This window comes from Escherichia albertii NBRC 107761 = DSM 17582 (assembly GCF_000759775.1).
In the GTDB taxonomy this organism is placed as follows: Bacteria; Pseudomonadota; Gammaproteobacteria; order Enterobacterales; family Enterobacteriaceae; genus Escherichia; species Escherichia albertii.
On record NZ_BBMY01000017.1, the window covers coordinates 1 to 24878 of the forward strand.

Annotated in this window: 25 protein-coding genes and 2 pseudogenes; 10 read left to right on the forward strand and 17 right to left on the reverse strand. The window is 50.6% G+C overall.

Annotated features, from left to right (window positions below):
* A partial coding sequence (locus tag EA14781_RS04910; protein ID WP_042335427.1) for a diguanylate cyclase occupies positions 1–510 on the forward strand: 510 nt, incomplete at its 5' end.
* A gap of 30 nt (positions 511–540) precedes the next feature.
* On the opposite strand, the pseudogene smrA reads toward EA14781_RS04910, so the two are convergent.
* Positions 541–1103: pseudogene (smrA, locus tag EA14781_RS04915) on the reverse strand (DNA endonuclease SmrA).
* A 588-nt stretch (positions 1104–1691) separates the two neighbouring features.
* Between smrA and EA14781_RS22725 the strand changes: the two are divergent.
* The 4 genes and pseudogenes from EA14781_RS22725 to uspE all read left to right on the forward strand — a co-directional run.
* Positions 1692–1822: pseudogene (locus EA14781_RS22725) on the forward strand (AbgT family transporter); the annotation flags it as partial.
* 10 nt (positions 1823–1832) lie between these two features.
* Entirely contained in the window at positions 1833–2348 is a 516-nt protein-coding gene (gene ogt / locus EA14781_RS04920; protein WP_000916043.1) for a methylated-DNA--[protein]-cysteine S-methyltransferase, read from the forward strand.
* Between the two features lie 194 nt (positions 2349–2542).
* Positions 2543–3295: a fumarate/nitrate reduction transcriptional regulator Fnr gene (gene fnr, locus EA14781_RS04925; RefSeq protein WP_000611911.1), complete on the forward strand. Its 753-nt coding sequence runs from the start codon at positions 2543–2545 to the stop codon at positions 3293–3295.
* A gap of 151 nt (positions 3296–3446) precedes the next feature.
* The gene (uspE, locus tag EA14781_RS04930; RefSeq protein WP_001252107.1) at positions 3447–4397 is read left to right on the forward strand and encodes a universal stress protein UspE; all 951 of its coding nucleotides are present in this window, start codon (positions 3447–3449) and stop codon (positions 4395–4397) included.
* A 38-nt stretch (positions 4398–4435) separates the two neighbouring features.
* On the opposite strand, the gene EA14781_RS04935 is transcribed toward uspE, so the two are convergent.
* Positions 4436–4693 carry a DUF2534 family protein gene (locus tag EA14781_RS04935; RefSeq protein WP_002462192.1) on the reverse strand — a complete coding sequence of 86 codons (258 nt, stop codon included), beginning with the start codon at positions 4691–4693 and terminating at the stop codon, positions 4436–4438.
* Positions 4694–4936: 243 nt separating this feature from the next.
* Between EA14781_RS04935 and ynaI the strand changes: the two genes are divergently transcribed.
* Complete coding sequence (gene ynaI, locus EA14781_RS04940) at positions 4937–5968, forward strand: low conductance mechanosensitive channel YnaI (RefSeq protein WP_000559910.1); 1032 nt, start codon at positions 4937–4939, stop codon at positions 5966–5968.
* Positions 5969–6016: 48 nt separating this feature from the next.
* On the opposite strand, the gene mppA is transcribed toward ynaI, so the two are convergent.
* Positions 6017–7630, reverse strand: a complete 1614-nt coding sequence (mppA, locus tag EA14781_RS04945; protein WP_000682985.1) for a murein tripeptide ABC transporter substrate-binding protein MppA — start codon at positions 7628–7630, stop codon at positions 6017–6019.
* Positions 7631–7812: 182 nt separating this feature from the next.
* Here mppA and mpaA point away from each other — a divergent pair, with 182 nt between their 5' ends.
* Complete coding sequence (gene mpaA / locus EA14781_RS04950) at positions 7813–8541, forward strand: murein tripeptide amidase MpaA (RefSeq protein ID WP_000219129.1); 729 nt, start codon at positions 7813–7815, stop codon at positions 8539–8541.
* On the opposite strand, the gene ycjG is transcribed toward mpaA, so the two are convergent.
* Entirely contained in the window at positions 8516–9481 is a 966-nt protein-coding gene (ycjG, locus tag EA14781_RS04955; protein ID WP_001261207.1) for an L-Ala-D/L-Glu epimerase, read from the reverse strand. The genes mpaA and ycjG overlap by 26 nt on opposite strands.
* Before the next feature lie 118 nt (positions 9482–9599).
* Between ycjG and tpx the strand changes: the two genes are divergently transcribed.
* Positions 9600–10106 carry a thiol peroxidase gene (gene tpx / locus EA14781_RS04960; protein WP_000084396.1) on the forward strand — a complete coding sequence of 169 codons (507 nt, stop codon included), beginning with the start codon at positions 9600–9602 and terminating at the stop codon, positions 10104–10106.
* Between the two features lie 41 nt (positions 10107–10147).
* On the opposite strand, the gene tyrR is transcribed toward tpx, so the two are convergent.
* The 8 genes from tyrR to pspA form a co-directional block, all read right to left on the reverse strand.
* Positions 10148–11689 (reverse strand): transcriptional regulator TyrR, encoded by a 1542-nt coding sequence (gene tyrR / locus EA14781_RS04965; RefSeq protein ID WP_002462194.1) that lies wholly within the window; start codon positions 11687–11689, stop codon positions 10148–10150.
* Between the two features lie 147 nt (positions 11690–11836).
* A complete protein-coding gene (locus EA14781_RS04970) occupies positions 11837–12898 on the reverse strand; it encodes a YcjF family protein (protein WP_000138737.1) in 1062 nt (353 codons plus the stop codon).
* Complete coding sequence (locus EA14781_RS04975) at positions 12895–14292, reverse strand: YcjX family GTP-binding protein (protein ID WP_000825752.1); 1398 nt, start codon at positions 14290–14292, stop codon at positions 12895–12897. Before EA14781_RS04975 ends, EA14781_RS04970 begins: the two co-directional genes overlap by 4 nt.
* A 120-nt stretch (positions 14293–14412) precedes the next feature.
* Positions 14413–14727: a thiosulfate sulfurtransferase PspE gene (pspE, locus tag EA14781_RS04980; RefSeq protein WP_000473123.1), complete on the reverse strand. Its 315-nt coding sequence runs from the start codon at positions 14725–14727 to the stop codon at positions 14413–14415.
* A gap of 74 nt (positions 14728–14801) precedes the next feature.
* Positions 14802–15023, reverse strand: a complete 222-nt coding sequence (pspD, locus tag EA14781_RS04985; protein WP_002462197.1) for a phage shock protein PspD — start codon at positions 15021–15023, stop codon at positions 14802–14804.
* A gap of 8 nt (positions 15024–15031) precedes the next feature.
* On the reverse strand, positions 15032–15391 hold the full coding sequence (gene pspC / locus EA14781_RS04990) for an envelope stress response membrane protein PspC (protein WP_000907393.1): 360 nt from the start codon (positions 15389–15391) through the stop codon (positions 15032–15034).
* A complete protein-coding gene (gene pspB, locus EA14781_RS04995; protein WP_001274958.1) occupies positions 15391–15615 on the reverse strand; it encodes an envelope stress response membrane protein PspB in 225 nt (74 codons plus the stop codon). The genes pspC and pspB overlap by 1 nt, the downstream gene beginning before the upstream one ends.
* 53 nt (positions 15616–15668) lie before the next feature.
* Positions 15669–16337 (reverse strand): phage shock protein PspA, encoded by a 669-nt coding sequence (gene pspA / locus EA14781_RS05000; protein ID WP_000511041.1) that lies wholly within the window; start codon positions 16335–16337, stop codon positions 15669–15671.
* Positions 16338–16503: 166 nt separating this feature from the next.
* Between pspA and pspF the strand changes: the two genes are divergently transcribed.
* Positions 16504–17481 carry a phage shock protein operon transcriptional activator gene (gene pspF, locus EA14781_RS05005; protein ID WP_002462200.1) on the forward strand — a complete coding sequence of 326 codons (978 nt, stop codon included), beginning with the start codon at positions 16504–16506 and terminating at the stop codon, positions 17479–17481.
* A 117-nt stretch (positions 17482–17598) separates the two neighbouring features.
* Here the strand turns inward: pspF and puuE are convergent, their stop codons facing one another.
* The 5 genes from puuE to puuD form a co-directional block, all read right to left on the reverse strand.
* Positions 17599–18864, reverse strand: a complete 1266-nt coding sequence (puuE, locus tag EA14781_RS05010) for a 4-aminobutyrate transaminase (RefSeq protein WP_000069265.1) — start codon at positions 18862–18864, stop codon at positions 17599–17601.
* A 37-nt stretch (positions 18865–18901) separates the two neighbouring features.
* A complete protein-coding gene (puuB, locus tag EA14781_RS05015; RefSeq protein ID WP_000134858.1) occupies positions 18902–20182 on the reverse strand; it encodes a gamma-glutamylputrescine oxidase in 1281 nt (426 codons plus the stop codon).
* Position 20183: 1 nt separating this feature from the next.
* Complete coding sequence (gene puuC / locus EA14781_RS05020; RefSeq protein WP_001009136.1) at positions 20184–21671, reverse strand: aldehyde dehydrogenase PuuC; 1488 nt, start codon at positions 21669–21671, stop codon at positions 20184–20186.
* 149 nt (positions 21672–21820) lie between these two features.
* Entirely contained in the window at positions 21821–22378 is a 558-nt protein-coding gene (puuR, locus tag EA14781_RS05025) for an HTH-type transcriptional regulator PuuR (RefSeq protein WP_001278727.1), read from the reverse strand.
* A 25-nt stretch (positions 22379–22403) separates the two neighbouring features.
* Positions 22404–23168, reverse strand: coding sequence for a gamma-glutamyl-gamma-aminobutyrate hydrolase (puuD, locus tag EA14781_RS05030; protein ID WP_010335967.1), 765 nt, complete (start codon positions 23166–23168; stop codon positions 22404–22406).
* Positions 23169–23380: 212 nt separating this feature from the next.
* Here puuD and puuA point away from each other — a divergent pair, with 212 nt between their 5' ends.
* The gene (gene puuA / locus EA14781_RS05035) at positions 23381–24799 is read left to right on the forward strand and encodes a glutamate-putrescine ligase (protein WP_000449625.1); all 1419 of its coding nucleotides are present in this window, start codon (positions 23381–23383) and stop codon (positions 24797–24799) included.
* Positions 24800–24878 lie beyond the last annotated feature (79 nt).

The following is a 24878-nucleotide window of genomic DNA, read 5'->3' on the forward strand; positions in this document are numbered from 1 at the left end:
CACCAACGACTGGAAGAACAACTGGAACACGCTGCCCATCATGACGCGTTAACGGGATTACTTAACCGACGACAGTTTTATCACATTACCGAACAAGGTCAGATGCAACATTTAGCGATTGCTCAGGATTACAGTTTGTTGCTCATTGACACCGATCGCTTTAAACATATCAATGATCTCTACGGTCACCAGAAAGGTGATGAGGTGTTATGCACGCTGGCCCACACACTCAAAAACTGCGCACGCAAAAGCGATTTAGTGTTTCGTTGGGGCGGTGAGGAGTTCGTCTTGTTATTATCCAGAACACCACTGGATACCGCGCTTTCGTTGGCTGAAGCTATCCGCTTGAGCGTGGCAAAAGTGAGTATTTCTGGCTTACCGCGCTTTACCGTCAGTATTGGCGTGGCGCATCACGAAGGCAATGAAAGCATCGATGAACTGTTTAAGCGCGTAGATGACGCGTTGTACCGGGCGAAAAATGATGGACGCAACCGCGTGCTGGCAGCCTGATCTCCTCAACCACGCGGCGACGTCACCTGCCTATCGACTACGCTTCGCGTGGCGTTCCCAGTTGTCCAGCTTCGCCTGTACTGTTTTACGCAGTGCGACGTAACACGCCCCGCTGCCGCCATGATGCTGTAGCGCGGTACAATAGGCTTGCACATCTTCGAGCTCTGTCAACCAGCGTGCTACATAGCTACGAACAATATTGGCGTGTGATTTATCTTCCCGACCTTTGCCATGAATAATAAGTACATTACGTAAGCCATCCGCCAGTGCCTGATGAATAAAACTGAACACCATTTTGCGACACTCTTCTACCGACTGGCGCAACAAATTCAGGCTGGCCTGTTGCGGATATTTGCCACTGCGTAGCTTATCAAGCACTCCATGTTGCAATCCTTCCCGGCGAAATTCCAGCGGCTGGTTGAGCGGGACGATATCGAGAAATCCAGTGGTGAGAAAATTATCAAGCTGAAGCGTATCAATACGCTGTGGCGCACGTTGGTTACGGTTGGATGCCAGTGGACATCAGTTGCGCATTTCAGTGGTTGGACATCTTCCATGGCGTCAAGAAACAGCGATTTGTCGTCAAGGTTCATGTAACCTCCTGTGCACCTTTACACCTCGTGGTTCAGACGGGGGATCCGGCTATCGAATTGTTCATATATCTGACACCTGCTTGTATTTCAGCAGGCGGTGCATTTTAACCTGGCCAGGTTACAGTATCGAACAATTTAGACATGGTTTAACTTAGCGCAGGCATCCGAACATGCCATGTTTACACCGCCCGTGACATCAATTGGGTGCAATCATTTTATTGATTGTCTGCCATTCTGATATTCACTCGATAAATTCAACAGCCAATTAATGCGGTATGATTATTCATTAACCTAATGGACGCATTGACTTATATTTTCGTGAATTCAGTCACTGAAGAAAATTGGCAACTGAGTGGCAAAACCGTTATAACACTGTCACCGGCAGACAGGAACCAAGGCCGGAATGAAGACGCGGATGCACTGCTGTGTGTACTGTAGAGTCTGGCGGATGTCGACAGACTCTATTTTTTATACGTTTTCCGGCTCTGAAGATAACCACATCGCCCTGCCCATGTAATGGAACGCAGCCCATTTCTTCGGGCAATATATAAAGCCGCCTGACTGATACATGCTGAGAACGTCAAACACATGGGTACTTATTATTCGTTAGTTTCTTATCTTATTCGCTTATTTTTTTAGTGGTATGGCTGATGATATTGCTGGCGTGGTATCTTGTCGTTCTACCAATTGGTTCGGGAATTTACCCGCGTTTATCTTAAGAGGGTACGGATGCTGAAATTACTTGAAGAAAAAATTGCCACGCCACTGGGTCCGCTATGGGTGATTTGCGATGAACAGTTTCGCCTGCGGGCGGTGGAATGGGAGGAATACAGCGATCGCATGACGCAGTTGCTGGACATCCACTATCGCAAAGAAGGTTATGAGCGTATTTCCGCAACTAACCCAGGCGGACTTAGCGATAAACTACGTGATTACTTTGCCGGTAATCTTAGTATTATTGATTCTCTTCCCACCGCCACAAACGGTACGCCATTTCAACGGGAAGTGTGGAAAACATTGCGCACAATACCCTGCGGCCAGGTGATGCATTACGGTCAACTTGCCGAACAACTGGGTCGTCCTGGCGCGGCGCGAGCCGTAGGCGCGGCAAATGGCGCTAATCCGATCAGTATTGTTGTACCCTGCCACCGGGTTATTGGACGAAATGGCACCATGACCGGATATGCAGGCGGCGTGCAGCGAAAAGAGTGGTTATTACGCCATGAAGGCTATCTGTTACTGTAAGCCTTAAACAAAATGTGCCAACTTGTTCACATTTTCACGTAAAGTCACCCTTAATAATTTAATATTTTTCAAACAGATAGAAATAACTTTACATCTAATATCGGAATTCTCCGCTGTTAAGGATTGCCCGGACTTACTTGCTCCCTAAAAAGATGTTAAAATTGACAAATATCAATTACGGCTTGAGCAGACCTATGATCCCGGAAAAGCGAATTATACGGCGCATTCAGTCTGGCGGTTGTGCTATCCATTGCCAGGATTGCAGCATCAGCCAGCTTTGCATCCCGTTCACACTCAACGAACATGAGCTTGATCAGCTTGATAATATCATTGAGCGAAAGAAGCCTATTCAGAAAGGCCAGACGCTATTTAAGGCTGGTGATGAACTTAAATCGCTTTATGCCATCCGCTCCGGTACGATTAAAAGTTATACCATTACAGAGCAAGGCGATGAGCAAATTACTGGCTTCCATTTAGCAGGCGATCTGGTAGGTTTTGACGCTATTGGCAGTGGCCATCATCCGAGCTTTGCCCAGGCGCTTGAAACGTCAATGGTATGTGAAATCCCATTCGAAACGCTGGACGATCTGTCCGGTAAAATGCCGAATTTGCGTCAGCAGATGATGCGTTTGATGAGCGGTGAAATTAAAGGCGATCAGGATATGATCCTGCTATTGTCGAAGAAAAACGCAGAAGAACGTCTGGCTGCATTTATCTACAATCTGTCCCGTCGTTTTGCCCAACGCGGCTTCTCTCCTCGTGAATTCCGCCTGACAATGACTCGTGGCGATATTGGTAATTATCTGGGCCTGACGGTGGAAACCATCAGCCGCCTGCTGGGTCGCTTTCAGAAAAGCGGTATGCTGGCAGTTAAAGGTAAATACATCACTATCGAAAATAACGATGCGCTGGCTCAACTTGCCGGTCATACGCGCAACGTCGCCTGATTTTTCCGCATAATTGACTATCCTTCTGTCATATCATTAAATTTTTCTGATTTATTGATCTGGCAGAAGGTTCATCACTGTTTCATTCGCCAGATATGGGTTAATCTTTTAATTACAAACTGCATTGACAGTTGTTGTAAGGAGACCCTGTATGGCTATGTATCAGAACATGCTCGTTGTTATCGATCCTCATCAGGACGATCAACCGGCATTACGGCGAGCTGTTTATTTACATCAACGGATTGGTGGCAAAATTAAAGCCTTTTTGCCGATCTATGATTTCTCATACGAAATGACTACCCTGCTCTCTCCCGACGAGCGTACCGCTATGCGTCAGGGCGTTATCAGCCAACGCACCGCGTGGATCCATGAGCAGGCGAAATATTATCTTAACGCTGGCGTTCCTATTGAAATCAAAGTGGTCTGGCATAACCGTCCTTTCGAAGCCATCATTCAGGAAGTGGTCAACGGTGGACATGATCTGGTGCTAAAAATGGCGCACCAACATGACCGCCTGGAAGCGGTTATCTTTACCCCAACTGACTGGCACCTGTTACGCAAATGCCCAAGCCCGGTATGGATGGTAAAAGATCAACCATGGCCGGAAGGCGGTAAGGCGCTGGTTGCGGTGAATCTTGCCAGCGAAGAACCGTATCATAATGCACTCAATGAAAAACTGGTAAAAGAGACCATCGAATTAGCGGAACAGGTCAACCATACCGAAGTGCATCTGGTTGGCGCCTACCCGGTGACGCCAATTAATATTGCTATCGAACTGCCGGAATTTGACCCAAGTGTTTATAACGATGCGATTCGGGGGCAACATTTAGTCGCAATGAAAGCCCTGCGACAGAAATTCAGCATTGATGAAAAAATGACGCATGTTGAAAAAGGTCTGCCAGAAGAAGTCATTCCTGACCTTGCCGAACATTTACAGGCAGGGATTGTCGTTCTTGGCACCGTGGGACGTACGGGCATTTCAGCGGCGTTCCTCGGAAATACCGCGGAGCAGGTAATTGATCACCTTCGCTGTGACCTGTTGGTGATTAAACCCGATCAGTACCAGACACCTGTCGAACTGGATGATGAAGAAGACGATTAATTGCTTCCTGGGCCCGATTATTCGGGCCTTTCTTTTTCTTACTTTTCATCGCCGCCGAGGAAATAAATTCCCAGCGGGATCGCCAACAACACAGTAAAGACCAGACTGTAAACAAAAATCATCGATGACTGGATCACATACATTGAAGCCGTCCACTCAGACAGTGGAATATTGTACTGTTCAATAACACCGCCGATAGTTGCGCGAGTCACTACCGACGCCGCAATAATGAAAACTGCCAATAAACCAAAGAGAAATTTCTTCCCCTTCGCGGACTTCAGTTTCGTCATGATCATCATATAATCCTTGTACCAACAAATATTTTTTTACTTACATACAACAATACCATGACATTCTGTTTTTGTCTGCCCTGAAAGCCATGCATCTTAGCTGGGTTTTCAACCAATATATTGATGAGCTGGCCAATGCTGCGACTTCCTTTCCTGACGATTGATGATCTAAACGATTTGTCGCGGTAAAATACTCCCGCCAGAGGTTTCCGGCATGACGTCAATAATCTGGAGGAGCCTGATAACACAATGATCGCTGAACTGTTTACAAATAATGCGCTTAATCTGGTCATTATTTTCGGTAGCTGCGCAGCATTAATTCTGATGAGCTTTTGGTTTCGCAGTGGAAATAACAAAAGGAAAGGATTCTTATTCCATGCGATTCAATTTTTAATCTACACCATAATTATCAGTGCTGTCGGCAGCATCACTAATTATGTTATTGAGAATTATAAGCTCAAATTTATCACCCCAAGCGTTATCGATTTTATCTGCACATCTCTGATTGCGCTTATTTTGACAGCTAAGTTATTTCTTCTGATTAATCAGTTTGAAAAACAACAGATAAAGAAAGGCCGTGATATCACCAGTGCACGAATTATGTCACGCATCATCAAGATCTGCATAATCGTGGTGATTGTTCTACTCTATGGTGAACATTTCGGCATGAGTCTTTCCGGGTTGCTGACCTTCGGTGGCATTGGTGGCCTTGCCGTCGGTATGGCTGGTAAAGATATTCTTAGTAACTTCTTTTCTGGAATTATGCTCTATTTCGACCGTCCCTTTAGCATCGGTGACTGGATCCGTTCCCCGGACAGAAATATCGAAGGTACGGTATCGGAAATTGGCTGGCGAATTACGAAAATCACGACATTTGATAATCGTCCGCTGTACGTGCCAAACTCGCTTTTCTCGTCTATTAGCGTAGAAAACCCTGGGCGAATGACTAACCGACGCATTACCACAACCATTGGTTTGCGCTACCAGGATGCAGCGAAAGTAGGAGAAATAGTTGAAGCTGTTCGCGAAATGCTGAAAAATCATCCTGCCATTGACCAGCGCCAAACCTTACTGATTTATTTCAACCAGTTTGCTGATTCGTCGCTGAATATTATGGTTTATTGCTTTACCAAAACTACGGTCTGGGCCGAATGGCTTGCGGCCCAACAGGATGTCTATTTAAAGATTATCGATATTGTACAGTCGCACGGTGCGGACTTTGCTTTCCCAAGCCAGACACTGTATATGGAGAATAATACGCCACCAGATCAGACCAGGTAATTCGCTCATCGCTGGCGTTATCAATAAGATAACGCCAGTTCGTCTACATTAATGCTTCACAATATACATTGTCCGACTATAGGCCACATCTTCTGGATTATTAATCGGATAACCTTTTAGCCACGGTTTTATTAACCGACCATTGGTATATTGATAAATCGGTGCAATCGGTGCCTGCTCCATCAGAATTTTCTCTGCTGCATTGTAATCAGCATTACGCGCCTGCACAGTATTTTCAGTCGATGCCTGAGTCAGTATCTTGTCGTAAGCCGGGTTGTTAAAGCGTGAAATATTTCCTGAGTGCGTTGACGTTAGCAGCGTCAGGAAAGTTGACGGTTCATTATAATCGCCAACCCACGAGGCGCGGATAACATCAAAATTACCGGTATTGCGGCTATCGATATACGTTTTCCACTCCTGATTTTGCAGTTTGACATCTACGCCAAGATTCTTTTTCCACATCGACGCCACGGCAATGGCAATTTTCTGATGGTTTTCCGAGGTATTATACAAAAGCGTCAGCTTCAGAGGTTTTTGTGGACCATAACCCGCGGCACTCAACAATGTTTTTGCTTGCGCATTCAGTTCTTCCTGGCTCATTTGTTCAAACGGCGAAGGTTCCGGCGTAAATCCAGCGGTAACATCAGGAGTGAAATGCCAGGCCGGTTTTTCACCTGTGCCCAACACTTTTTCCGTCATCAGATGTCGATCGATGGTCATACTTAATGCCAGACGGACGCGTTGATCTGCCGTCGGTCCTTTTTGCGTATTAAACGCATAATAATAAGTCCCCAACTGCGGCGGCGTATAAACCTGCCCCGGAATATCTTTCAACAGCTTCTGATACATATTTTTCGGGAAAGATTCGGTGATATCAATATCACCCGCGAGGTAACGTTTAGTAGCCGCAGATTCCTGATTAATCGGCAGGAAAGTGACTTTTTGCAGTACCGTTTTAGCGTTATCCCAATAATGGGTATTCGGTACGACGACCAGCTTTTCATTGACCACGCGCTCTTTAAGGACATAAGCGCCATTACCGATCAGATTTCCGGGCTTCGTCCACTCTTTCCCGCTTTCAACATTCGCTTTTTGCACCGGGAAGAAGGCAAAATTAGCCGTTAAATTCACAAACCACGGCAATGGTTTATCAAGCTGGATTTTCAGAGTATGGGCATCAACCGCAGTAACGCCAAGCTGGTCCGGTGTAACTTTACCCTCAATAATCGCCTGGGCGTTGTTGATTCCTGCCAGTGCAGCAAACCAGGCAAATGGAGAAAGCGTTTTTGGATCAACCAGACGCTGCCAGCTATAAACAAAATCTTGTGCCGTTACAGGCGTGCCATCAGCCCATTTTGCGTTATCGCGCAAAGTAAAAGTCCAGATGCGGTTATCATTACTTTTCCACGCCGTAGCCACACCGGGAACAATCTCCCCTTTCTCATTCTGATTCACCAGACCTTCAAACAGATCGCGAATAACCTGAATCTCTGGCAGCCCCACCGCTTTAGCGGGATCTAATGACGCTGGCTCATCTTTAATGTGACGTACCAGCTCCTGCTTCTCTGCCAGTACTGTGCCGCTCGGAACATCTGCAGCATACGAAAGAGAAATGCTGCTGACTAACAGCGCACAACACGTGACTGAAACAGAGTGCTTCATAAGATACCCTCAAACTGACGTTAACATTGATGCGTAATTATTTGTTTCGCCTTAAAGAAATGCAAATAACTTCCGGCAAAAAAGTGATAAAAGATCGATAGCATATCGTTATCGAAAAGGATTTGATAATCCGCAAAATTTGCACAACACTGCCTGTAATACTTCTTCTTTCAGAGACAATTATGACCGTAACCCGCCCACGCGCCGAACGAGGCGCTTTCCCGCCAGGTACCGAGCATTACGGACGTTCTGTATTGGGAGCGCCGTTGCTCTGGTTTCCAGCATCTGCCGCCAGCAGTGAAAGTGGTTTAATTCTGGCTGGCACGCACGGTGATGAAAACTCTTCGGTTGTCACCCTCTCCTGCGCGCTACGCACATTGACGCCTTCATTGCGCCGTCATCATGTGGTGCTCTGCATAAATCCTGACGGCTGTCAGTTAGGTTTACGGGCTAATGCCAATGGAGTGGATTTAAACAGAAACTTTCCGGCAGCAAACTGGAAGGAAGGTGAAACGGTCTACCGCTGGAACAGCGCCGCTAACGAACGTGACGTGGTATTGCTAACCGGAGATCAACCCGGCTCCGAACCAGAAACCCAGGCGCTGTGCCAACTCATACACCGCATTCAACCTGCCTGGGTGGTCTCTTTCCACGATCCACTGGCCTGTATTGAAGATCCCAGACACAGCGAATTAGGCGAATGGCTGGCTCAGGCGTTTGAATTACCATTGGTAACCAGCGTCGGTTATGAAACACCCGGTTCATTCGGCAGCTGGTGTGCAGATCTGAATTTGCATTGTATCACCGCTGAATTCCCACCCATCTCTTCTGATGAAGCCAGCGAAAAATATCTCTTTGCAATGGCCAACTTGCTGCGCTGGCATCCTAAAGATGCAATTCTCCGGTCGTGAACTGAAGCGCCCGTTCTACATCCACCGCCAGCCAGGTCGGCCCGTCGAGATCGGCGAAACTGACCTGCGGCACCAGAGGTAGCGCGGCGCGAATAGCGCGTGAGGTACATAACATGCAGCCCAACATCAAACTGAAACCTTGCGCGCGCGCTTCATTCGCCAGCGCCAGCGCTTCCGTCAGTCCCCCGGTTTTATCAAGTTTGATATTAACCATCTCATAACGCCCTTTCAGCGCCTTCAGGTTACTGCGGGTATGGCAACTTTCATCAGCGCAAATCGGTAACGGATGAACAAAATTCTCCAGCGCCGCATCGTCCTGCGCCGGGAGCGGTTGCTCCAGCATCGCGACGCCTAAATCGGCCAGTAACTGACAACGTGCCGCCAGTCCTTCCGCGCGCCAGGATTCATTAGCGTCAACAATTAAAGTTGCATCCGGCACTGCGGCACGGATCGCAACCATTCGCTCGCTGATAAGATGATTATCCAGCTTCACTTTCAGCAACTTTGCCCCTGCTCGCCATAGTGCCGCTGCACTGCTGGCCATCTGCTCAGGCGTACCAATAACCACCGTCTGCGCGGTAGTAATATTATCGGGAAGCGTTATGCCGATAAATTCAGCTAACGTTTGCTGCTGTTTACGGGCCGAGAGATCCCACAACGCGCAGTCCAGCGCATTACGCGCCGCGCCGGCAGGCAGAATTTTTTGTAACTCTGCGCGAGATAAACCTTTTTCCAGTTGCGGCACAACGCTCGTTATTTGTGCCATTACCGAAGCATCGCTCTCCCCATAGCGCGGATAAGGCGTACATTCGCCCGTACCTTTTACACCATCTTCATCCAGTTCAACGACCACTACTCTCGCTTCACTGCGACTGCCTCGCGCAATAACAAACGGGGTATGTAACGGCCAGGCTTCCTCAAATACCTTTACGGTTCTCATCTATACTCCTTGTTGCCGCGCTGGTCTGCAGATTAAGCGCAAATAGCGTTTGCTGTGTTATTGACAGTTAGCATAAACTAGGTATGACGTTAACTATATGTAAACAGGAAAAATAATCATGTCACAAACCGTTCATTTCCAGGGCAACCCGGTTACAGTCGCCAATTCCATCCCACAAGTGGGTAGTAAAGCGCAGACTTTTACTCTCGTGGCAAAAGATCTGTCTGACGTCACTCTTGGTCAGTTTGCGGGTAAACGCAAAGTGCTGAACATTTTCCCGAGTATTGATACCGGTGTTTGCGCCACATCAGTACGTAAGTTTAACCAGCTAGCGACAGAAATCGACAACACCGTTGTGCTATGTATTTCTGCCGATCTGCCGTTTGCGCAATCTCGCTTCTGTGGCGCAGAAGGTCTGAATAACGTTATCACGCTCTCCACTTTCCGTAACGCTGAATTCCTGCAGAATTACGGTGTTGAGATCGCTGAAGGTCCGCTGAAAGGTCTGGCTGCCCGCGCAGTTGTCGTCATTGATGAAAATGACAATGTGATTTTCAGTCAGTTAGTGAATGAAATCACCACCGAGCCGGATTACGACGCAGCGCTGGCTGTACTGAAAGCGTAAGAACAATGCCTGATGGTCTTACGCCATCAGGCATTTTGCATTTACTCTTCGTTCTTCTTCTGACTCAGGCCATATTCCCGCAATTTATTGGCAATCGCGGTATGTGAAACGCCCAGACGTTTTGCCAGTTTGCGCGTGCTGGGATAATTGCGATAAAGCTGAGTTAATACCGAACGTTCAAATCGACTGGTAATTTCATCCAGCGAACCTTCCATCGCATCTTCACCCACAGCCACCGTTGTGGCGTCATAATCTGGCAGCAAGATGTCTTGTGGACGCAGCTCATAGCCATCCAGTTGCGTCAATGCCCGGTAAATTGCATTTTTCAACTGCCGCACGTTACCCGGCCACCCATAACGCGTCAGCACGGTATTCAGATCGGCAGCCAATTTGGGACGCGGCAATCCTTGCTCATCGGCAAAACGCGCAACAAATAATTCGGTTAACGGCATGATATCTTGCGGACAGTCACGAAGCGGAGGCAAATTCAGCGTCAGCACATTCAGGCGATAATAGAGATCTTCCCGGAAAGCGCCTTTTTGCACCAGCTCAACCAGATTTTTCTGCGTTGCGCAAATCACCCGCACATCGACATGCACCTCATGGTCTTCGCCGACCCGGCGGAAAGTCCCGTCATTAAGAAAACGCAGCAGTTTGGCCTGCATTCGCGGCGACATCTCACCAATTTCATCCAGCAATACCGAACCACCATTCGCCTGCTCAAAGAAGCCTTTTTTTCCTTCCGGTGCATGACCAAACAATTCGCTCTCTACTGCATCTTCCGGTATAGACGCGCAGTTAAGTGCCAGATACGGTTTACCTGCGCGCGGGCTGGCCTGATGACAGGCATATGCGAAGAGATCTTTGCCTGTGCCGGTATCACCTGAGATCAACAACGGCGCGCTTAACATCGCCAGCTTTTGCGCCTGCTCGACGACATGCTTCATTTTCGGACTAACGGCAACAATCTGACTGAAAGCGCTGACATCCTGCGCGGCTACATTTTGCAACTGACGCCCCATACGAATCGTCGAGCGTAGCATGACCACCGCACCGGTCAGAACGTGCTGATCATTCTCATCCTGAAGATAAACTGGCGTTATCTCCATCAAGAAATTTTGCCCGTTAATCACGACATGCTCGTTATGGGAATCTTGCGGTTCGCTTTCCAGCCAACGTAAAAAATTAAATCCGTTAATTAATTGCGCTGCGGTATGATTGCGCAGGCGATCGAGTTTTTGCCCAAATAGCTGACAACTCGCCGGGTTCGCCATATCCACTTTACTTTTCATATCGACTGAAAGCACGGGTTCAGGCAACGCTTCCAGCAATGCACTCAACGCCAGATGTTCACGCTCGGAAGGCATCCACGGCACCGTGCGCACATCGGTAACGCCTGCAATACGGCGGATTTCCGCCATCAGACTACTAAAACTGTCAAACTCCAGTTCGGCAAAATTGAGGTAGATTCGCCCGATGGGATCAATCTCAATACCGCGCAAATCGATGCCGCGTAGCACCAGTAGATCGAGTAATTCGCGGGTCAGACCGAGTCGGTCTTCACAAAAGACTTCCAGACGCATGGGAACCTTCACCTGAAAAAAGAACAATTAATATGATGATATGACACTATTCAAATGGCAGGAAGATTTCTGTCAACAAACATTGACACAAAGACGGAAAAACGGGCGCTTTGCCGTAAAGATATCCGGTCAGCACCCGGGATTGTATTATTTTTCGACTGTTTTTTTGCTTTTTTGCAACGTCTCTTTTACCTGTCCAATAAGCTGGCGACGGAAATCCCCCAGGCGAGGTTTATCATCATCAATCCACGGCAGTGGACGGCAAAGTTCCATGGCTTTAATTCCCAGACGCGCAGTCAGTAGGCCAGCACCAATCCCCTGAGCCGCACGCGTCGATAATCGGGCAGCCAAATCCTGCGACATCCAGTCCATTCCCACTTCACGCACCAGCTCGCTGGCGCCTGCGAAAGCAATATTCAGCAATACCAGTTTAAACAGGCGCAGGCGGCTGTAATACCCCAGTTCAATACCATACAGCGTGGCGATGCGATTAATCAGCCGCAGATTGCGCCAGGCGATAAACGCCATATCCACCAGCGCCAACGGGCTGACGGCAATCATCAATGTTGATTCTGCTGCCGAACGGCTAATTTCACGACGCGCCTGCGCATCCAGCACCGGCTGGACCAGGTGTGCATACAAACTGACCACTTCACGATCGTTTTGCGTTTCGTGGATTGAGGCATACCAGCGTTGCAGCGCCGGATGAGACTGATCAATTCCAGCTTGCTGGGCCAGTTTTTCGCAAAACGCACGCCCTTTGCCCGTGCCATGACTGTGCAACAAATCGCGCGCTTCGTCGCGTTCGTGCGCACGCTGACGCAAGCGCCATAAGCGCCGCCACTCAGTCACCACAGAGCCAACGCCCGCGCCGATAATCAACGCTCCAGCGGCACAGCCTCCCAGCGCGACCCAGTCCTGGGTTTGCCAGGCATTTATTGTCCACTGTACGCCCTGACCAACCACGCTTGCGCCAAACAGCGCCAGCCCGCCCATCACCATTTTGCGCCACAGACTGCGTTTCGGACGCAATGCGGCATCTACTACCGCTTCAACTTGCCCTTCTTCTTCCTGCACTTCATCGCGTGTTGCCGGAGCAAAATTTTGTGCCTGACTTTCGTCAAAAGTTTGTTGCGCCCTGAATTTAGGATTCTGATCGACCTCGAGCGGACCGTCGAAATCAATACGTGGTTTTAACGGTTCGGTCATCGCAATTTATCTCCAATTAAAAATTCCAGCGCGGCATCAAGGCGAATATGCGGCAACGGTTTATCGACATCCATCACCTGTGGGCGAAACGCTTCAAACTGGAAGCCCTGTTTATCCCAGAATGCCTGACCAGGTAAACGGGCAGGAACTTCACCGGGATAAACCGTCAGCGGCGCCCCATCGCTGAGTCGATTGCCGCGCAGAGCAGGGATTTTCTCGCCGTTGACGTCGATAATACCGCTGGTGGTTGCCTGAACCGAAGCCAGTCCCAGACAATCCATGCTGATCCCCTCGAATGCCGCATTTTGCCAGGCGTCCTGAATCAGTTGTTGCAGCAATGAAACCATATTGGCGTGCTGATCGATGGTCACATGGTCCGCTTTAGTGGCGGCAAACAATAGCTTGTCGATAACCGGTGAAAACAAGCGCCGGAAAAGCGTACGCTGCCCGTAGTGGAAACTTTGCATCAGTTGCGTCAGCGCCAGGCGCATATCATTAAACGCTTGCGGCCCACTGTTGAGCGGTTGCAGGCAATCCACCAGTACAATCTGGCGATCAAAACGCAGAAAGTGATTTTTATAGAACCCTTTCACCACTTTCTCGCAGTAATAATTAAAGCGCTCGCGCAGCATCCCGGCATTGGTATGCTTATCGGCCTGCGCCAGTTTTGACTCGCCCCAGGCATCAACATCCGGCCATGGGAAAAACTGCAGCGCTGGCGCTCCCGCCATATCTCCCGGCAAAACAAAGCGACCTGGCTGAATAAAGTGCAGCCCCTGCTGTTTGCAATGATGGAGATAATCGGTCCACGCGGTGGCAATATCCGCCAGTCGGTTTTCGTCGGCAGGCGCTAATGGGTCCAGACCTTCGCACATCATTCGCCATTTTGCCGACCATTCGCCACGTTGACCATTGAGTAGGCCCGTCATCTGCCGCGACCAGCTTAAATAATCCTGCGCCAACATTGGCAGGTCGAGTAACCACTCTCCGGGATAATCGACAATCTCCAGATATAGCGTGGAGGTATCCTTGAAATGACGCAACAACGAGTCATTCGATTTATAACGCAATGCCAGGCGAATTTCGCTGACGCCGCGCGTTGGCGTCGGCCAGGCGGGAGGATCGCCGTACAACTGCGCCAGACCTTCATCGTAGGTGAAACGCGGAATACCAAAATCACGCTGGGGAATACGTTTTACCCCCAACAAGCGCTCTTCACGCACCGCGCTTAACAGTGGTAAGCGTGCTCCGGCGTGAATATTGAGCAACTGATTGACCATCGCGGTGATAAATGCCGTTTTCCCGCTGCGGCTAAGCCCGGTTACGGCCAGTCGGAGATGTCTGTCGACACCCCGATTCACCAGCGCATTAATTTCATTTTTAAGTCGCTTCATTGCTGTCCTGTGCCAGAAAGCTGAAGAAAAAGATGAGATACAGGTGGTAATAATGTGGGTTGATTTTGATTTATCAAATGAACAAGCGGCGCTATTTACGCCGCATAATAAGTAAAGTTATTAACCTTTAACCTTCGGCATCTCAATATCTTTCAGACCACCGGCGTTTTCAACATGGGTATATCCCATTTTGTTGAGGATCTCTTTTGCCTGCCCTGACTGACGTCCGGCATTGCAATACACTTTAACAGTATCGCTTTTATCTGGAACAGCGGCGGCAATACGCTCTTTCACTTCTTTCAGAGGAATATTGATGGCCCCCTGAACGTGCTCTTGCTGATATTGTTCTGGAACGCGGACGTCGATCCAGTGTTCAGCAGCAAAAACAGGCAGTGAAAATACCAGTGTCAGCGCAAGTAACCCTTTTTTAAACATGCAAGCGTCCTTCTGTGAATGAAAATTGCCATTCATTATACGCCTTAGATTTAACAATTTTTGCGAAACTACCCTCACCTTTTATACCGCCACGCCAGTTTATTGGCCGCCCGGCTTAATAACGGTTCCAGCGCTACAGCCAATAACATTTTCAGCGGTCGGCGGGCGACGGATTTTACCGCCCAGCCAGCGACACCCGCCGGGCCATAGCGCAGTGCAGTAAGAAGTACCAGCTTGCCTGCTAATTTGAAGCCAGGCTTCACCTTTTGCCCGACATGTTGCCAGCGAGTATTCATCACTTTCCTCACAATTGACGGAAGCGGCTTCGTAATGTGAAGGTGTCGGAAGTGACATAGCGCTCCATTTCACGTAAGCGTGTTTCACTGGCCGCCAGCTCACGATCGACCTGATCCAACAGATCACTGCTGGAAGGTTGTTGCTCACCAAACGCCATATTGTCCGGCATCGGATCAAGCGCAAATGACAAAATGATATAGGCCACCAGAGTAAACAGCGCCAGGCCGAAGAAAATCGACAGCACCACGAGGATACGCACCAGTTTCACGGGCACATCAAAATAGCTGGCAATCCCCGCACAAACACCGCGTACCATGCCCTGCTGCGGAATGCGCCATAATTTTTTATTGAGATTAATGCCTGCCATTAACGATCCCTCCAGTTCGGATGTTCAGCATCAAGAATGGATTCCAGCGCCTGAATACGCTCGCGCATCCGTTTTGCCTCATCAGCCAGTTGCGCTAATCGCTGCTGTTCACTTTGCGACAATTCACCGCGACCGGAACGGTTGCTGTAATGCAGCCATAACCAGATCGGCAAAACAAACAGTACAAAAATGGTTAACGGAATAGCCAGAAATAGCGCGCTCATAAGTACTCCTTAAGGGATGAGCGGCGGCGCGTTCGGACGCCGCCTGGGTGTTATTATTGATTGTCTTGCTTCATTTTGGCTTTTAATTTCGCCAGTTGCTCGCTGATGGCATCATCAGCTTTCAGCTCGGCAAATTGCTCATCCAACGATCTTTGTTTACCGAAGCTGTGACTTTCCGCTTCTGCTTCCATCTGGTCGATGCGACGCTCGAAAGATTCGAAACGGGCCATCGCTTCATCCAGTTTGCCGCTATCCAGTTGACGACGCACATCACGCGAAGAGTTCGCCGCCTGGTGACGCAACATTAATGCCTGTTGACGAGCACGCGTTTCACTCAATTTATTTTCCAGCTCGCCGATCTCTTTCTTCATGCGCGCCAGCGTATCGTCCACCAACGTCACTTCGTGTTCCAGAGACTTAATCAGGTCGGTCAGTTTCTGTTTTTCAATTAACGCCGCACGCGCCAGATCCTCTCTGTCTTTCATCAGCGCCAGCTCAGCTTTTTCCTGCCATTCAACTTCGCGCGCCGACGCTTGCTCAATACGGCGAGTCAACTGTTTCTTTTCCGCCAACGCACGCGCCGAGGTGGAACGCACTTCAACCAACGTATCTTCCATTTCCTGGATCATCAGACGCACCAGTTTCTGCGGATCTTCCGCTTTCTCTAACAGAGTGTTGATGTTGGCATTCACGATGTCGGCAAAGCGAGAAAAAATACCCATAATGTTGTCCTCTTGATTTCTTCGTTCAGGATTGTCCTGCTGAACTGTTAATACAATTTGCGTGCCAATTTTTTATCTTTTTGATTTATAAAGATCTGATTGAAGAATCAACAGCAACATGCCAGGATGAATTAGCGAATTACACTAACAAGTGGCGAATTTCATCATGGCAGAATACAAAGATAACTTACTTGGCGAAGCAAACCGCTTTCTCGAGGTGTTAGAACAGGTTTCGCATCTCGCACCGCTGGACAAACCGGTGCTCATCATCGGCGAGCGCGGTACCGGTAAAGAGCTGATCGCCAGCCGCCTGCATTATCTCTCCTCCCGTTGGCAAGGACCGTTTATTTCTCTTAACTGCGCGGCGCTAAATGAAAATTTGCTGGATTCCGAACTGTTTGGTCACGAAGCTGGCGCGTTTACCGGTGCGCAAAAACGTCATCCCGGACGATTTGAACGTGCCGACGGCGGTACCTTATTTCTTGATGAACTCGCGACGGCACCGATGATGGTGCAAGAAAAATTATTGCGCGTGATCGAATACGGTGAACTGGAGCGCGTTGGCGGCAGTCAGCCATTGCAGGTGAATGTGCGGTTGGTATGTGCAACGAATGCCGATCTTCCGGCAATGGTCAATGAAGGGACATTTCGCGCTGACCTGCTCGACCGCCTGGCATTCGATGTTGTGCAACTGCCGCCACTGCGCGAGCGCGAAAGCGACATTATGTTGATGGCGGAACACTTTGCCATCCAGATGTGTCGGGAAATCAAGCTGCCTTTGTTCCCGGGTTTTACGGAACGCGCCAGAGAAACATTGTTGAACTATCGCTGGCCGGGGAATATTCGTGAATTGAAAAACGTAGTGGAACGTTCAGTGTATCGCCACGGCACCAGCGATTATCCGCTCAATGACATCATCATTGATCCCTTTAAACAGAGTTCTTCCAAAGAAACACTCGCAGTCCCTGAAAACACATCACTTCCAGAATTGCCGCTGGATTTACGTGAGTTTCAGATGCAACAGGAAAAAGAGTTGCTGCAACTCAGTTTGCAACAGGGAAAATTTAACCAGAAACGCGCGGCTGAATTGCTGGGGTTAACCTATCATCAGTTCCGCGCATTGCTGAAAAAGCATCAAATTTAGCGGCGTCAGGCAACGTAGTTTGCCAGATGCGGCGTGAACGTCTTATCAATATGCCGTTTGTAGGCCTGATAAGCGCAGCGCATCAGGCATTATTGCGGCGGCCTCCGATTCTGCGTATTAATCTCTCAGCGCATTCTGCAAAATTGTCATTGCCGCATCGAACTGTGCATCCGGGATGGTCAGTGGATACAGGAAACGAATCACGTTGCCATACGCGCCGCAGGTCAGCAGTAGCAAGCCCTGCGCCAGCGCCCGTTGCTGAATTTTCTGCGCAATGGCGGCTGACGGTTCGCCCGTTTGCGGGTCGTTAAATTCTGCCGCAATCATCGAACCCAGACCGCGTACCGCAGCAATAGACGGAGCGCTTTCTTTAGCTGCAATCAACGTTTGTGTCAGACGCTGGCCCAGTTGATTCGCGCGTTCGCAAAGTGATTCTTTGTCGATAATGTTGAGCACCGCATGCGCGGCAGCCACCGCCAGCGGATTCCCGGCGTAGGTGCCGCCAAGCCCGCCCGGCGCGGGCGCGTCCATAATATTCGCGTTACCCACCACGCCTGAAAGCGGCATCCCGCCTGCCAGACTTTTCGCCATAGTCATTAAATCCGGCTTATCGGCGTAATGATCCATGGCAAACAGTTTACCCGTACGCGCAAAACCGCTTTGCACTTCATCAGCAATCATCACGATGCCGTGCTCATCGCACAGGCGGCGAATCGCAGAAACCAGCACTTTTGGCGCCACGTTAAAACCGCCCTCGCCCTGCACCGGTTCGAAAATAATGGCGGCGACCTGCTTCGCTTCGATGTCTGATTTAAACAAGCGTTCGATGGCATCGAGAGAATCTTGCGTCGAAATGCCCTGTGAATCTGACGGATACGGCACGTGATACACCGAACCAGGGAACGGGCCGAAGCCGATTTTATACGGCGCGACTTTTCCGGTCAGCGCCATAGTCATATACGTGCGACCGTGAAAGCCGCCGCTAAACGCAATCACGCCAGGGCGTCCGGTATGGGCGCGGGCGATTTTCACCGCGTTCTCAACCGCTTCAGCACCGGTGGTGAAGAACGCGGTTTTAGCCTGCCCGCTCACCGGGGCAAGGGCGTTGATTTTCTCCGCCAGGGTGACGTAGCTTTCATACGGCACAATCTGGTACGCGGTGTGGGTAAACTGTTGCAGCTGCTGCTCCACCGCCGCCACCAGTTCAGGGTGGCGATGCCCGGTATTCAGCACCGCAATACCTGCGGCGAAATCGATGTACTCATTGCCCTCAACATCCTTCAGCGTGGCGTTTTCAGCCGACTGGGCGAAGAAGTTACACATCACGCCAACCCCGCGTGGGGTGGCAGAAAGACGACGCTGATGGAATTCATTGTTGCTCATGTTTCACACCTTTTGACTCTTCACGGTTAATCGGAAATTAAACGCCCAGACGATCGCGCAGGCTGTAATAAGCCGCGCCCATCGCGGTAAACGGCACGCGCAGCGTGCGCCCGCCGGGGAACGGGTAATGCGGCAGATTGGCGAAGGCATCGAAACGTTCGGCGTCGCCGCGCAGCAGTTCAGCAATCAAACGCCCGGCAAGATGGGTACAGGTGACGCCGTGTCCGCTGTAGCCCTGCATGTAATAGATGTTGGTATCGAGGCGACCAAACTGCGGCATGCGCGACAGAGTCAGCAGGAAGTTGCCCGTCCAGCGATAATCAATTTTCACGCCCTTTAGCTGCGGGAAAGTTTTCAGTAGTTTCGGCACCACAAGGCGCTCAACGTCGTCCGGGTCGCGCGCACCGTACACCACGCCGCCGCCGTACAGCAGGCGGTTGTCGGCGGTAAGACGGTAGTAATCGAGCAGATAATTACAGTCTTCCACGCAATAGTTTTTCGGGATCAGCGAACGAGCTAAATCGTCGGAAAGCCGCTCAGTGGTGATCACCTGGGTGCCGCACGGCATACTGCGCTTCGCCAGTTCCGGCTCCACTTTATCGCCCAGATACGCATTCCCGGCGACAATGACATACTTCGCCGTCACCTGGCCTTTGGCTGTACGCACCACCGCTGGCGTGCTGTGCTGGATCTGCGTCACCGCAGAAAGCTCATACACGCGCCCGCCGTTCAGGCGGATGGCATCGGCTTCGCCAATGGCGAGATTCAACGGGTGGATATGCCCACCACTGTGATCCAGCAGCGCCCCTGTGTAGCGATCGCTGGCGACCTCGCGGCGAATGGCGTCGGCGTCCAGCAGTTCCAGCTGTTTATTACCGTAGCGTTCCCAGTTCTCTTTCTGCTCTTCCAGAGTCGCGAGCTGTTTATCATTCATCGCCACAAACAGGCCGCCGGGGCGGTAGTCGCAATCAATCTGATAACGTTTGATGCGCTCGCGGATGATCTCGCCGCCCTCAAACATCATGCTGCCAAGCATACGGGCGGTGTCTATGCCGTAGCTTTTTTCGATAACGTCGATGTCGCGGCTGTAGGAGTTTACAAGCTGCCCGCCGTTGCGCCCGCTGGCGCCGAAGCCGATGCGTGAGGCCTCCAGCACCACCACGTCAAATCCCGCTTCTGCCAGATGCAGCGCGGAGAAAAGCCCGGTATAACCGCCGCCAACCACGCAAACATCACAGGTGATTGACTCATTCAGCGTGTCGAATGGCGCGTATTTATTCGCACTGGCGGCATAGTAACTGCTGGTATGTTCGGTCATTTCAGGCCTCCAGGCTTATCCAGATGGTTTTCAGTTCGGTGAATTTTTCAAGGGCATGCAGGGATTTGTCGCGACCGTTGCCGCTCTGCTTGTAACCGCCAAACGGCACGGTCATATCGCCGTCGTTGTAGTTATTGACGAAGACGGACCCGGCTTTCAGGCGGCGGCTCATTCGGTGCGCGCGGGAGAGATCGCGCGTCCATACCGCTGCACCGAGGCCGTACTGGCTGTCGTTGGCAAGCTGTAGCGCCTGCTCTTCTGATGTGAAACGGGTGACTACCAACACCGGGCCGAAAATCTCTTCGCGACTTAAGGACGCATTAGGGTCTACATCCACAAAGATAGTCGGGCCGATGGCGGCAGCCAACCCGGCGTTGCGACCATCCAGCAGCAGTTGCCCTTTACTTTCGCCTTCGCGAATAAAGCTGTGTACCGAGTCGGCATGGGCGCAGTCGATTAAGGTGCCCATGGAGGTTGCGGGATCAAGCGGGTGGCCCGGCAGCCAGTTTTGCGCCTGCTGTTTTAACAGGGCTAAGAATTCATCGGCAATGCTCTCTTCCAGTAACAGGCGCGTTCCAGCGATGCACACCTGGCCCTGGTTGTAGAAGATACCTGCGGCTGTCGCGCTCGCCGCTTTTTGCAAATCCGGGCAGTCAGCGAAAACGATGTTGGCGCTTTTGCCGCCAGCTTCCAGCCAGACGCGTTTCATGTTGCTGTCGCCCGCATCTTTCAGCAGCTGTTTCCCGGTACGGGTCGAGCCGGTAAAGGCGATAACATCGATATCGTTATGACGCGATAGCGCCTGGCCCGCTTCATGACCAAAACCGGTTACCACGTTAAGCACGCCGTCAGGAAGACCCGCGTCTTTCGCCAGGCCCGCGAGACGAATCGCGCTGAGCGGTGATTTTTCGGACGGTTTCAGGACAACGCTGTTCCCCGCCGCCAGCGCCGGACCGAGTTTCCAGCAGGTCAGCAGCAGCGGGAAGTTCCACGGTACGATGGCAGCAATCACGCCGACCGGTTCGCGCACGATCATCGCCAGTTCATGGCTACTGGTGGTGGCCACTTCGCCATACACTTTATCAATTGCTTCGGCGTACCAGCGAATGGCGCGTGCCGCGCCGGGAATATCATCACGCAGGCTGTGACGAATCGGTTTACCGGTGTCGAGAGTTTCCAGCAGCGCCAGTTCTTCGTCGTGGGCTTCCATTAAATCAGCGAGTTTATTCAGCACCGCTTTACGTTTTGCCGGGGCGGCCTGCGACCAGTCGCCGCGTTCAAATACGCTACGCGCCGCACTCACCGCACGGTCGATGTCGGCGCTCTTGCCGCGCGCAATATTCGCCAGCGGTGCCTGAGTGACTGGATCAGATGTTTCGAAAGTTTCATTTTCCGCCGCAGCGGTATATTCACCGTTAATAAATAAGCGGGTTTCAATGGCGAGACTTAACGCTTTATCCTGCCAGTAAGCCAGATGATGAAAATTCATTATGACTCCTGTTTCACGTCTATCAGATATATGCCGTTTGTGAACGTCAGGGCGCAGAGATCCCCAGGCCATAAGCCCGTTTATTTCCGGCGACATTCTTTATGGATTGCCGGGCGCATTGCGCTTACCCGGCTTACAGAACAAAAAGATTAAAACGTGGTGGGCGTATGGGCGCTGATAATTCGGCAAATGCCTGCCGACGTATTACTGAAGCTGTGCGGGATGCCAGTATTAATGGCATAACTTTGCCCCGCGACGAGGTGGTAATCCTGACCATTAATGGTCAGAACAATTTCACCTTCCAGTACAGTGCCTATTTCCTCACCCTGATGCTTAATTCTTTCTCCAGTGGTTGTTCCCGGCTGGTAAGTTTCAAATATCATCGCCAGCGTGCGATTCGGGTTACCGTTATGCACTAACTTCATCGACACACCCTGACTGCCCATTTCAATCAAGTCGTCCTGATTAATGACGACCTGCGGCTCATCAGGTTTTTCCGGCTCGGAAAAGAATTCCGAGAGTGACAATCCATACACCTTCAGTAGTTTTTGCAACGTACTGATGGCGGGGCTGACTTTATCCTGTTCTATCGTACTGATAGCACTGTGCGTCAGCCCAGAGAGTTCGGCGGCACGACGTTGTGAAAGCCCCTGCTGCTGGCGGATTTCCGACAAGCGTTTTCCTGGCGCCAGTCCCTCATCACTCATATTTGCATTTCCTTAACTGTGGTGGTCAGAGCCGCTGTTTTTCAGCGATATGGTTCTGACAAGCGGTGATAAAGCCCTCGAACAATATACGCGAAAGCGCGTACTCGCTACTGTTCCATTCCGGGTGCCACTGTACGCCCAGCGCGAAAGGATGATTGATGACGCTTACCGCCTCAACCAGGCCATCCGGCGAACGAGCCTCAACGCGTAATCGCGGGCTGACGACCTTCGCCCCTTGTCCATGCAGAGAGTTTACCCAAAAGTTGCTACATTCAGGTAACAGTGCAGACAGTAATCCCCCCTCTTCAACCTGAACTTCGTGCGACGGCGCATATTGCTGCTCAACCGGCAGTTCGGGATCTTCACGATGTTCCAGCAATTCAGGCTGTTCGCACAGCTTGCGATGCAGCGAACCTCCGGTTGCCACCACCAGTTCCTGTAACCCTCGGCAGATGGCGAAAATGGGGATACGCCTTTCGAGTGCAGCATTAATTAACGCCATGCTCAGAAGATCACGCCCGGGATCGGCGTCAGGCTCATCGCCGTTTTCACCATATAGGTGCGGCTGCACATTGCTGGGACTACCAGGAAGATAAATGCCATCGAGTTTCGGCAGAAGTTCTTCAAGTAATGCGGGCTCCGCCAGCGCATGTGGCAGCGCAATCGGCAAACCACCCGCGTAAATAATGGCATTCAGGTACTTTTCTTGCAGAGTCTGGGTCGCATGACCCTTAAGCCTGTTCCTGCACATTACGACACCGATAACAGGATTGTTCATTATATTTTCCATGCTCAATCTCACAAAGTGGAATAAATTATCGCCATTGCTGCGGTTTAAATGACCTTTATGTTCAATATTTCTTCAATCTAGCAGTGAGTTTTCTTTTTTGTAAACTCAATTTAACATTTGACAAACATTTAGTTTGCATACAGATTCGAAGAGTGGTCATTATATTTTACGCTTTCATCACAAGCGGAAAACAAAACCAAAGGCGAAGAATCATGGAAACCAATATCGTTGAAGTAGAGAACTTTGTTCAGCAGTCAGAAGAGAGGCGGGGTAGCGCCTTTACGCAGGAAGTGAAACGCTACCTGGAGCGCAACCCGAAGACACAATATGTTGATGTACTGCTTACGGATCTGAATGGCAGCTTTCGCGGAAAGCGCGTCCCGGTGTCAAGTCTGATGAAGCTGGAAAAAGGATGCTACTTCCCGGCCTCCGTCTTTGCGATGGATATTCTGGGCAACGTAGTAGAAGAAGCAGGTCTGGGTCAGGATATGGGCGAGCCGGATCGTACCTGTGTTCCTGTTCTCGGTTCCTTAACCCCTTCTGCCGCAGACCCGGAATATATCGGTCAGATGCTCCTGACCATGGTCGATGAAGATGGCGCTCCCTTTGACGTTGAGCCGCGGAACGTACTCAACCGCCTGTGGCAGCAGCTTCGCCAACGCGGGCTGTTCCCGGTCGTAGCGGTAGAGCTGGAGTTCTATTTACTGGATCGCCAGCGCGACGCCGAAGGATATTTGCAACCGCCCTGCGCGCCCGGCACCGATGATCGCAACACTCAAAGCCAGGTCTATTCTGTCGATAACCTCAACCACTTCGCTGATGTACTTAATGATATTGATGAACTGGCGCAATTACAGCTAATTCCCGCAGATGGCGCGGTTGCCGAAGCCTCGCCGGGTCAGTTTGAAATCAACCTTTACCATACCGATAACGTGCTGGAAGCCTGCGATGATGCGCTGGCGTTAAAACGTCTGGTGCGTCTGATGGCAGAAAAGCATAAGATGCACGCCACTTTTATGGCCAAGCCGTATGAAGAGCATGCGGGCAGCGGGATGCATATCCATATCAGCATGCAAAATAACCGTGGCGAAAACGTGTTGTCTGACGCGGAAGGCGAAGATTCGCCGCTGCTGAAAAAGATGCTCGCTGGAATGATCGACCTGATGCCTTCGTCAATGGCGTTGCTGGCGCCGAACGTAAATTCATATCGTCGCTTCCAGCCGGGTATGTATGTGCCGACACAGGCATCATGGGGCCATAACAACCGCACCGTCGCCCTGCGGATCCCGTGCGGCGACCGTCATAACCACCGCGTGGAATACCGCGTGGCGGGGGCGGATGCTAACCCATATCTGGTGATGGCGGCGATTTTCGCCGGTATTTTGCACGGTTTAGATAATGAGCTGCCATTACAGGAAGAAGTGGAAGGCAACGGGCTGGAACAGGAAGGCTTACCCTTCCCGATTCGTCAGAGCGACGCGCTGTGGGAGTTTATCGAGAATGATCACCTGCGCCGCTATTTAGGTGAGCGTTTCTGCCATGTGTATCACGCTTGCAAAAACGATGAGTTATTGCAATTTGAGCGTCTCATCACAGAAACAGAAATTGAGTGGATGTTGAAAAACGCGTAGTGGCTCCTTGCGGGGCTTGTATCACCGACCTGAGCGGAGCCAAGTCTGACATTTGCTGGTAATCCAGACATTTCCCGGA

Bases quoted from the DNA above. Each gene is read 5' to 3' on its own strand.
- ogt (WP_000916043.1), top strand. From the start codon at position 1,833: ATGCTGAAATTACTTGAAGAAAAAATTGCCACGCCACTGGGTCCGCTA.
- fnr (WP_000611911.1), top strand. From the start codon at position 2,543: ATGATCCCGGAAAAGCGAATTATACGGCGCATTCAGTCTGGCGGTTGT.
- uspE (WP_001252107.1), top strand. From the start codon at position 3,447: ATGGCTATGTATCAGAACATGCTCGTTGTTATCGATCCTCATCAGGAC.
- EA14781_RS04935 (WP_002462192.1), bottom strand. From the start codon at position 4,693: ATGATCATGACGAAACTGAAGTCCGCGAAGGGGAAGAAATTTCTCTTT.
- ynaI (WP_000559910.1), top strand. From the start codon at position 4,937: ATGATCGCTGAACTGTTTACAAATAATGCGCTTAATCTGGTCATTATT.
- mppA (WP_000682985.1), bottom strand. From the start codon at position 7,630: ATGAAGCACTCTGTTTCAGTCACGTGTTGTGCGCTGTTAGTCAGCAGC.
- mpaA (WP_000219129.1), top strand. From the start codon at position 7,813: ATGACCGTAACCCGCCCACGCGCCGAACGAGGCGCTTTCCCGCCAGGT.
- ycjG (WP_001261207.1), bottom strand. From the start codon at position 9,481: ATGAGAACCGTAAAGGTATTTGAGGAAGCCTGGCCGTTACATACCCCG.
- tpx (WP_000084396.1), top strand. From the start codon at position 9,600: ATGTCACAAACCGTTCATTTCCAGGGCAACCCGGTTACAGTCGCCAAT.
- tyrR (WP_002462194.1), bottom strand. From the start codon at position 11,689: ATGCGTCTGGAAGTCTTTTGTGAAGACCGACTCGGTCTGACCCGCGAA.
- EA14781_RS04970 (WP_000138737.1), bottom strand. From the start codon at position 12,898: ATGACCGAACCGTTAAAACCACGTATTGATTTCGACGGTCCGCTCGAG.
- EA14781_RS04975 (WP_000825752.1), bottom strand. From the start codon at position 14,292: ATGAAGCGACTTAAAAATGAAATTAATGCGCTGGTGAATCGGGGTGTC.
- pspE (WP_000473123.1), bottom strand. From the start codon at position 14,727: ATGTTTAAAAAAGGGTTACTTGCGCTGACACTGGTATTTTCACTGCCT.
- pspD (WP_002462197.1), bottom strand. From the start codon at position 15,023: ATGAATACTCGCTGGCAACATGTCGGGCAAAAGGTGAAGCCTGGCTTC.
- pspC (WP_000907393.1), bottom strand. From the start codon at position 15,391: ATGGCAGGCATTAATCTCAATAAAAAATTATGGCGCATTCCGCAGCAG.
- pspB (WP_001274958.1), bottom strand. From the start codon at position 15,615: ATGAGCGCGCTATTTCTGGCTATTCCGTTAACCATTTTTGTACTGTTT.
- pspA (WP_000511041.1), bottom strand. From the start codon at position 16,337: ATGGGTATTTTTTCTCGCTTTGCCGACATCGTGAATGCCAACATCAAC.
- pspF (WP_002462200.1), top strand. From the start codon at position 16,504: ATGGCAGAATACAAAGATAACTTACTTGGCGAAGCAAACCGCTTTCTC.
- puuE (WP_000069265.1), bottom strand. From the start codon at position 18,864: ATGAGCAACAATGAATTCCATCAGCGTCGTCTTTCTGCCACCCCACGC.
- puuB (WP_000134858.1), bottom strand. From the start codon at position 20,182: ATGACCGAACATACCAGCAGTTACTATGCCGCCAGTGCGAATAAATAC.
- puuC (WP_001009136.1), bottom strand. From the start codon at position 21,671: ATGAATTTTCATCATCTGGCTTACTGGCAGGATAAAGCGTTAAGTCTC.
- puuR (WP_001278727.1), bottom strand. From the start codon at position 22,378: ATGAGTGATGAGGGACTGGCGCCAGGAAAACGCTTGTCGGAAATCCGC.
- puuD (WP_010335967.1), bottom strand. From the start codon at position 23,168: ATGGAAAATATAATGAACAATCCTGTTATCGGTGTCGTAATGTGCAGG.
- puuA (WP_000449625.1), top strand. From the start codon at position 23,381: ATGGAAACCAATATCGTTGAAGTAGAGAACTTTGTTCAGCAGTCAGAA.